The sequence below is a fragment of the Mesorhizobium sp. M1406 genome, from assembly GCF_040317555.1.
Taxonomy (GTDB): domain Bacteria; phylum Pseudomonadota; class Alphaproteobacteria; order Rhizobiales; family Rhizobiaceae; genus Mesorhizobium.
This window is the reverse complement of the sequence record NZ_JAMYKW010000120.1, coordinates 1-7,405: the sequence shown is the minus strand read 5'-3', so window position 1 is coordinate 7,405 and position 7,405 is coordinate 1. Positions and strand designations below refer to the sequence as shown.

Below are 7,405 nucleotides of genomic sequence, written 5' to 3'. Positions count from 1 at the left end.
CCTCCAGCTCCAGCCAGAAGGTTGAATCAAATTCCAATCGATTTGGGAATCCCTTATCGACTCACCGTAATTTCATCCCGCTCTAAGCGACAGGACGGGCTTCTCAATCAAGTGCCATGAGATTGCGGCGACGCAGAGGACGATGATACCTACCGTCAAAGTCAGCGTGACAATGCCGACTACCGTGCCGACGAGGATCGGCGGCCCGACCAGGATAGCGAGCTGGATGAAGGGCATGTGGTAGAGATATACGCCATAAGAATAATCGCCGCCCTCCAGAATCCTCGGTAACATCAGGCGCGAAACGCCGGCGTATATCGTTATGTAGGTAAGGACCGGCATCAGGACCAGCCGGTATGCAACACTTTCGGTTGCGCTCGTTTCAAGCAGGAGTATGGCGGACGCCGCAACGGCAATGCAGGCACCAAACAGCATCCTGCTCATCGGGATCCTGTCGCGCAACTGATACGCGAGGATGCCGCACAGGAAGGCCGTGATGAGATGGGCGCCGCGGCCGACGAAGAGCGTATGTAGGCCTGAGGCGTTCCCTGCCCCGGCGGACGCGAAAGGCTCGACCGCAAGGCCCGCGAGGACAAAGACCGCTAGCAGCAGGACGGTCGCCACCGCCCGCCGCACCCCACCTGTCACCATCATGACTGACATGATTGTGTAGCAGCCTATCTCCCATGGAATGGTCCACAGCGCGCCGTTGACCTGCGGCACCGGGTGGCCTGTGAACACACCTGGCAGTTGAAAATGCACCCAGCCGATAATGTTCAGCATATAGCCGAAGAACCCTACATTGGTGAAATAGTCGGCTAGCGGCAGAGTGGTGACGGCTGGACCGATGATGAAGGCGCACACCAGAATATCAACCGCGAGCGCCGGGACGATGCGCAGGACGCGATTGACCAGGAAATCTTGCAGGCTGAGACGTTGGGCGCTGGCGGTGATCAGAAAGCCGCTGAGGGCGAAAAACATCGGCACCAGGCTGTATTCAAGGAACCACAGCACCGGACCGTGCGCCAGCTCCCAGTGGTCGGAATTGGTGAGAACGTGATAGAAAACAATGGAAAAAGCCAGCGCAATGCGTAGAAAATTGAAACCCGGCCCAAAGCCACCATAGCCCGCTAACATGGCCCCAAAGCTCTTCATCAACACTCTCCGCAAACCCGACGCCAACTCGCAACCGCATCTTTGGCCCACGCGCACCGGGTCTGGCGCCGGTGTTCAAGTCATCGTTGGTGGCAGAACTATTTTCAATTCATTAAATTCTCGCTACTTCGACTTCCGAAATCACTGCTTTGCTTCGCAAAGTGCTTTGGCCTCAAGCATCCTTGGCCTGTACGCCTCGTATCTCCTCGGCCACCAACGCCTGCAACTCCCAAAGATTACGGTCGCGGATGCCGCACGCGTCGAGGTGGCGGATGGTCTCGAACAGATATTGCGCGCCCGAACCCCAATGGCCGACGGCTCTCGCCAGCGTCGCCGCGATCACCTGCTTGTCGAACTTGCCGGCATAGCGCGGATTGGCGGGATCGACGACGAAGCCGAGCGCGCGGCATAGGCCGTCGCCTGTCCTGACCTGCAGCCAGCGCGGCACGTTGACGGCGGGCAGGACGGTCATCTCGCGGCGCAGCAGCACTTCGAGATTGGCCGCAATAGGTTCGGCGATCTCGAACACCATGCCCTGGCATTGGCCGCCACGATCGAGCGCCATCATCAGGCCGGGCTGCTCGACCGTGCCGCGAAAGCGCTTGACTGTGAAACAGAAGGACCGATGCCACCCCGTCGCCACCGCCCGTTCGCCGCCCCTCACCTCGCCGACCGGTTTCCACAGCAGCGAGCCATAGGCAAACAGTTTTGCCGGCCCCGCTGGGGCCGATGCCAGCACCTCGTCGCGGATACGCGCATAGTCGGCGTCGGTCATGTGAACCATGCCCGGTGTCGGCCCGGCATCCTCGACGGCGCGCATCGTGCGGGCGACGAGTTCCTCGCTCAGCGCCATCGGCGCCTTGCGCGGCGAAACGGCAGAAATCGGCTTGTTCATTTTCGCGCCCCGCCCATCACCGCCATGTTGCCCAAGGCAGCGGGATTCTCAAGGTCCATGTGACCGGCGCGAAATCCGGTGACTGATGCCGGGCGTGCGCGACGTGCTCGCCCGGCTGATCTGTTCTAGTGTTTGGTGCTCTTGCCGCCGATGGGGATGCGCTTTGTCCTGCTCTGCGCCTTTTCGGACTTCGGCAAAGTGACGAACAGCACGCCGTTGCGGAAATCGGCCGCGACCTTGCCCTCTTCGACTTCGAAGCCGATCGGAATGCGACGTTCGAAACGGCCGTAGAACCGCTCGGAGAACTGACGCTCCTTGTCGTCGGTTTCGGCGTGTTTTTCACCGCGCAACGTCAGGGCGCCGTCATCGAGCAACACCTCGATGTCCTTATCCTCCATGCCGGGTATTTCGGCCGTCACACGAATCTCCTTGTCCGTTTCGGAGATTTCCACGCTGGGCCAGCTACCGCCGGCCGAAGAGAACATGGACGGAAGCCGTGAACCGAAGCCGCGAAACATGTCGTCGACAAGGCGGTTCATCTCGCGATGCAGGCTCATGAACGGGTCGCGGTCGCGAAAGAGGGTCGGAGCCTGGTTGGTGTCGCGGCTCCATGGCATTAGATCACGAATGGTCATTGCATTTGTTCCTTTCTTGATCCTGTTTGGTTCGTTTACATGCTCTTGCTGCCATGCTCCGGGGACAATGCGCCGTCTGACCCAGACCCCATTTGCGCTTGCTGTTTTCGCTCCCTTCTGGTCCGATCCGCTCCACCTGGGAAGCGCCCCGGACCGGTCTCGCGCGCCTTCATCGCCTCCGGCTGGTGCCCGAGTTCGATGGTCACAACGCCATCGGCCAACGCGGCGCCGCCATGAAGCCGGCACCCGCGTCGGCACCGGTATGATCGATTTGGGGTTCGTCGCGGTGGGGTCAAGACCCGGCAATGCAATGTGATCGTTGACCGCGGTGGCGGGGGCCCGCCGGCCGGTGCGAAATCCCTCGGCCATTCCGGACGCCGCGGAACGAGATCACGTGCGAGGCGTTTTATCTGGTTGGAGGGCGCCATGAACGATGCGCCGGCAACGCCCATCGGCAGATCGCTTTCGCCAAGTGAACTGGTCACCGTGATGTCGCATTTCCACCGCGCGGAGATTGCGCGCATGGCCGGCTGGCGCGACCGCCTCGACCGTACGAGCAATTGGGCGATCACCGTTGTCGCCGCCATGCTGTCGGTGTCGCTGTCGACGGCCAGCGCCCATCACGGCGTGCTGCTTTTCGCCATGCTGCTGATCCTGCTGCTGCTGTGGATCGAGGCGCGCCGCTATCGGTTCTTCGATTTCTATCGGGCTCGCGTGCGTCAGTTCGAGCGCCACTATTTCGCACAGATCTTCTCCCCCCAACCCGACTTCGCCTCGGATTGGCTGCTCATCGTCGGCGAAGGTCTGCGCGCGCCGAAATTCCTGCTGTCGCAGCGTGTCGCGCTGGCGCGCCGCCTGCGGCGAAATTACCTCTATCTCTTCCTGATCCTGCTGCTGGCCTGGGTGGTGAAGATATCGACCCCCAGCCTTCAGGCCGTAGGTGTCAGGACCGGCTTTGTCGGCTCGCTTCGCGAGGCCGTCGACAGCGCTGCCCTTGGCCCGATTCCCGGTGTGGCGATCGTGGCAATTGTTGCGGCATTCTATGTCGGGCTGTTCGCCATTGCCTTCTTCGCGGCCGGCGACGACGGCGAACTTTCCTTCGGCGACGTCCATGTTTGACGCTGGCGACAGCCGGCTGCAACGCAAATGACGGCCCGCACGTTGTGATGGTCAGTCCGCCGAGGCGTTTTTGAGCGTATCGGCTCCGCGGAGGCCAGGGCAGAGGCGGTTACCGAGATCGGCGCCTGATCTACCCTTTCACAGGAGACTGATTTTCGAGCCTAGAGGCCGAAGAACTGCTTGCCGATCATGTAGCCCAGTGCCGCCACGACCAACGGGAACAGAGCTGGTGCGGCCTTGCTGAACACGGAGACCTTGGCGTCCTTTGGCGGCATATAACGTGCGTTGCCGAGATTCTTGGTCATGGCGTATCCCAGATTCGAATTGAACATTAGCAAATGCTGATTAACAGCATGGCCGCATTAACGGCTTGCAAAGAAATTAGATCGAATAGCCGACCATTGGTCGGGGGCGCGGGGTTGAACAGCACCGCGCTCATGCGCCAGCCGGACAGGCCGCGGCCAGGCGCCTTAAAAAATTCGAGAGCCTATGTCGGACTGGCCCCGCCTCGTTCGTCCTTTGGGCACTGAACAAACAACCATGAAAGGATCCAGCATATGCCCGGCACCGTACGTTTGCATCGCGTTCTGACGACCAGCCCGGAGAAAGCCTATCGCGCATTCGTTGAAGCGGACGCGCTGGCGAAGTGGCTTCCGCCGAACGGCTTCACCTGCACGGTCCATCACCTCGAGGCAAAGGTCGGCGGCACGTTCAAGATGTCCTTCCGAAACTTCACCACCGGCGACGGCCATTCCTTCGGCGGCGAGTATCTCGAACTCGTTCCGGGCGAACGCCTCCTCTACACCGACAGGTTCGACGACCCCAATCTGCCCGGCGAGATCCAGGTGACCGTCGTCTTGAAAAAGGTGTCGGTCGGCACCGAGGTTGACATCACCCAGGCCGGCATTCCGGACGTCATTCCGGTCGAGGCCTGCTATCTCGGCTGGCAGGAATCGCTCAGAAACCTGGCAAGGCTCGTCGAACCCGAAATCAATCAATAGACTGGAGCGCGGCGCCAGCGGCGGCCGCGTATTGAGGGTTGACCGAACGATGGTGCGCGGGAATCCTTCCCGGTCAAAGGGAGGTCTTTCATGCAACGTTTGCTGCTCGTGCTGTCCGCTTTGATTCTGGCCACATCGGCGGAGGCCAGAACTCTCTACTACGGTTCCAGGGTGGGAATGGAGGTCACCATCGTCAAGACATCCGGCATCGGGTCCTCCGATGCCAGGATCGTGGCCAAGCACACAAGGCGGAATGCGACCGCCTTCTGCCGCGACTATGTTGGCAAGGTGACCGAGGAGTGCATTGCCAAGGAGTTGCAGACGCCCTTGCATCTTGAGATATCAGCCAATTGCAGGACCGGAAAATTCACCACCTTCTACGGCGCGAACATGTTCTTCCAGGGCCGCAATCCCGACGCAGGCGCGACGACGGATTACCTGATATCGGACACCGACGAAAACGTGGTGCTGGATGGCTCGGGCGCTTCCGGATACGACTATACGCTGGACCAGTTCAAAGCCCTGTGCCCCAGCCGCGTGCGCTAAGACCATTCGTGGGATGCGCCGCATTTTCTGGCCCGCTAAAGCCTGAGGATTGGAGTGTGGCAGGCGCGGCCATTTGTCGATACTCGTCATCGCATTCTGACACGCCGCATCCGGGCGTGTCAGAATGCAGCGGAGGCTAAAAAAGCATGACTCTGACCAATCGAGACATCGTCGAATTGACCGCGTGGCGGCGCCAGTTGCACCAGCATCCGGAAACCTCGAACGAAGAAGAGAAGACGGCAAAAGAGGTCGTCGACTTCCTCGCCGATACGGGACCGGACAAGGTGCTGACTGGATTGGGCGGCCACGGCGTCGCGGCCATATACGACAGCGGCAGGTCTGGACCGACGGTGCTGTTCCGCTCGGAACTCGATGCCTTGCCGATCGAGGAGCTTTCAGGCGTGCCGCATTCGTCGCGCGTGCCGGGCAAGTCGCATATGTGCGGCCATGACGGACACACGGCGATCCTGGCGTCCCTCGGCCGCCAGCTGGGGCGCGAGAGGCCTGCAAGCGGCCGCATCGTGCTGATGTTCCAGCCGGCGGAAGAAACCGGCAACGGGGCGGCCGGCGTCGTCGCCGATCCCCGCTTCGGCGAGATCGCGCCGGATTTCGCTTTCTCGCTGCACAATCTGCCCGGCGTGCCGTTCGGCGAGGTGCGGCTCAAACCCGGCGTGGTCAACTGTGCCTCACGCGGCATGCGCGTCGGGCTGGAGGGCAAGACCGCGCATTCGTCGATGCCGGAGACCGGCGTCTCGCCGATGCTGGCGATCAGCCAACTGATGCCGGCCCTGCCCGCGCTCGGGCGCGGAACCTTCGCCGATGACGACTTCAGCATGGTCACCGTCACCCATGCCGCGATGGGCGAAGCCGTGTTCGGCATCGCGCCTGGTCATGCCGAAGTGTGGGCGACGCTGCGAACCCGGCGCGACGAGCGCATGGCAGACCTGTGCGCCGCCGCCGAGGCGCTGGTCGCGAAGATTGCCGGCGAGCATCGCCTCGCTGCCCAGTGGGACTATCACGAGGTCTTCGTCGCAAGCGTCAACGCGCCGGACGCGGTGGCGCACCTGCAACGCGCGCTCAATGAAGAGGGCGTCGCGCACGGCGAAGAAGCCCTGCCGATGCGCGCCTCGGAAGACTTCGGCCTGTTCGGCCACAGCGCTTCATCGGCGATGTTCTTCCTGGGTGCGGGCGAGCGGCACCCTGCGTTGCACAATCCGGACTATGATTTTCCCGACGACCTGATCCCGATCGGCTCAAGGATCTTCATGCGCACGGCACGCAATCTTCTGGGCTGATCTCTGCCTGACGAGGAGAAACGGCGACCCACTGAGGACTATGACGCGAAGCGGTCGGTAGCGCTTGGCGGCTTGCTTCCGCCAGGGTGGCGAGAGACGGTCGGCGACCTATGTCACAAGAGCGTGGGTGGGACCCGACGGAAACCCGGCTTCAGATCGAAAGGAACACGCAATGCCAAAGACGCCGAAGAACACAATTTGCCTCTGGTTCGACAAGGACGCGGAGGCCGCGGCTCGCTTCTACGCAGAGACCTTTCCAGACACCAAGGTAGGCGCCGTTCACCGTGCGCCGAGCGACTATCCATCCGGCAAGAAGGGCGATGTGTTGACGGTCGAATTCACCGTCGCCGGCATTCCCTGCATCGGATTGAACGGCGGCTCCGCGTTCAAGCAAAGCGAGGCCTTCTCGTTCCAGATCGCCACTGACGATCAGCAGGAAACCGACCGCTACTGGAATGCCATTGTCGGCAATGGCGGCCAGGAAAGCGCGTGCGGCTGGTGCAAGGACAAATGGGGCGTGTCCTGGCAAATCACCCCGCGCACACTGACCGAGGCGATGGCCGCCGGCGGCGGCGAAGCCAAGCGTGCGTTCGATGCTATGATGGACATGAAGAAGATAGACGTCGCGGCGATCGACGCGGCCCGGCGCGGCTGAGGCTCTTTCGCAGCTGAGTTGCTATTTGACCTTGATGACCACCTTGCCCTTGGCACGTCCTGTCTCGACATAGGCCAGAGCCTCATTGGTCGCTTCGAACGGAA

Annotated in this window: 9 protein-coding genes; 5 read left to right on the top strand and 4 right to left on the bottom strand. The window is 61.6% G+C overall.

The genetic code is table 11. The features are described from left to right. Positions 1 to 72: 72 nt before the first annotated feature. The 3 genes from NKH03_RS33850 to NKH03_RS33840 form a co-directional block, all read right to left on the bottom strand. Positions 73 to 1,155 (bottom strand): acyltransferase family protein, encoded by a 1,083-nt coding sequence (locus tag NKH03_RS33850; protein ID WP_352973185.1) that lies wholly within the window; start codon positions 1,153 to 1,155, stop codon positions 73 to 75. A 172-nt stretch (positions 1,156 to 1,327) separates the two neighbouring features. After that, positions 1,328 to 2,050 carry a gamma-glutamylcyclotransferase gene (locus NKH03_RS33845; protein ID WP_352973184.1) on the bottom strand — a complete coding sequence of 241 codons (723 nt, stop codon included), beginning with the start codon at positions 2,048 to 2,050 and terminating at the stop codon, positions 1,328 to 1,330. Between the two features lie 125 nt (positions 2,051 to 2,175). After that, complete coding sequence (locus NKH03_RS33840; RefSeq protein WP_352973187.1) at positions 2,176 to 2,685, bottom strand: Hsp20/alpha crystallin family protein; 510 nt, start codon at positions 2,683 to 2,685, stop codon at positions 2,176 to 2,178. Between the two features lie 426 nt (positions 2,686 to 3,111). Between NKH03_RS33840 and NKH03_RS33835 the strand changes: the two genes are divergently transcribed. Further along, positions 3,112 to 3,804: a DUF2270 domain-containing protein gene (locus NKH03_RS33835; RefSeq protein WP_352870501.1), complete on the top strand. Its 693-nt coding sequence runs from the start codon at positions 3,112 to 3,114 to the stop codon at positions 3,802 to 3,804. 161 nt (positions 3,805 to 3,965) lie between these two features. Here the strand turns inward: NKH03_RS33835 and NKH03_RS33830 are convergent, their stop codons facing one another. After that, complete coding sequence (locus NKH03_RS33830) at positions 3,966 to 4,109, bottom strand: hypothetical protein (RefSeq protein WP_352628923.1); 144 nt, start codon at positions 4,107 to 4,109, stop codon at positions 3,966 to 3,968. 252 nt (positions 4,110 to 4,361) lie between these two features. On the opposite strand from NKH03_RS33830, the gene NKH03_RS33825 reads away from it, so the two are divergent. The 4 genes from NKH03_RS33825 (at position 4,362) to NKH03_RS33810 (ending at position 7,301) form a co-directional block, all read left to right on the top strand. Then, positions 4,362 to 4,805 (top strand): SRPBCC family protein, encoded by a 444-nt coding sequence (locus NKH03_RS33825; RefSeq protein ID WP_352973182.1) that lies wholly within the window; start codon positions 4,362 to 4,364, stop codon positions 4,803 to 4,805. Between the two features lie 90 nt (positions 4,806 to 4,895). Continuing rightward, positions 4,896 to 5,351, top strand: coding sequence for a hypothetical protein (locus tag NKH03_RS33820; RefSeq protein WP_352973181.1), 456 nt, complete (start codon positions 4,896 to 4,898; stop codon positions 5,349 to 5,351). 146 nt (positions 5,352 to 5,497) lie between these two features. Continuing rightward, positions 5,498 to 6,646 (top strand): amidohydrolase, encoded by a 1,149-nt coding sequence (locus NKH03_RS33815; RefSeq protein WP_352973180.1) that lies wholly within the window; start codon positions 5,498 to 5,500, stop codon positions 6,644 to 6,646. A 172-nt stretch (positions 6,647 to 6,818) separates the two neighbouring features. After that, positions 6,819 to 7,301, top strand: a complete 483-nt coding sequence (locus NKH03_RS33810; RefSeq protein ID WP_352973179.1) for a VOC family protein — start codon at positions 6,819 to 6,821, stop codon at positions 7,299 to 7,301. Positions 7,302 to 7,405: the final 104 nt, after the last annotated feature.

What these genes read in the sequence shown, in the direction of transcription:
- NKH03_RS33840 (WP_352973187.1), bottom strand. Translation starts at nt 2,685, where the DNA reads ATGACCATTCGTGATCTAATGCCATGGAGCCGCGACACCAACCAGGCT.
- NKH03_RS33830 (WP_352628923.1), bottom strand. Translation starts at nt 4,109, where the DNA reads ATGACCAAGAATCTCGGCAACGCACGTTATATGCCGCCAAAGGACGCC.
- NKH03_RS33810 (WP_352973179.1), top strand. Translation starts at nt 6,819, where the DNA reads ATGCCAAAGACGCCGAAGAACACAATTTGCCTCTGGTTCGACAAGGAC.
- NKH03_RS33835 (WP_352870501.1), top strand. Translation starts at nt 3,112, where the DNA reads ATGAACGATGCGCCGGCAACGCCCATCGGCAGATCGCTTTCGCCAAGT.
- NKH03_RS33815 (WP_352973180.1), top strand. Translation starts at nt 5,498, where the DNA reads ATGACTCTGACCAATCGAGACATCGTCGAATTGACCGCGTGGCGGCGC.
- NKH03_RS33820 (WP_352973181.1), top strand. Translation starts at nt 4,896, where the DNA reads ATGCAACGTTTGCTGCTCGTGCTGTCCGCTTTGATTCTGGCCACATCG.
- NKH03_RS33825 (WP_352973182.1), top strand. Translation starts at nt 4,362, where the DNA reads ATGCCCGGCACCGTACGTTTGCATCGCGTTCTGACGACCAGCCCGGAG.
- NKH03_RS33850 (WP_352973185.1), bottom strand. Translation starts at nt 1,155, where the DNA reads ATGAAGAGCTTTGGGGCCATGTTAGCGGGCTATGGTGGCTTTGGGCCG.
- NKH03_RS33845 (WP_352973184.1), bottom strand. Translation starts at nt 2,050, where the DNA reads ATGAACAAGCCGATTTCTGCCGTTTCGCCGCGCAAGGCGCCGATGGCG.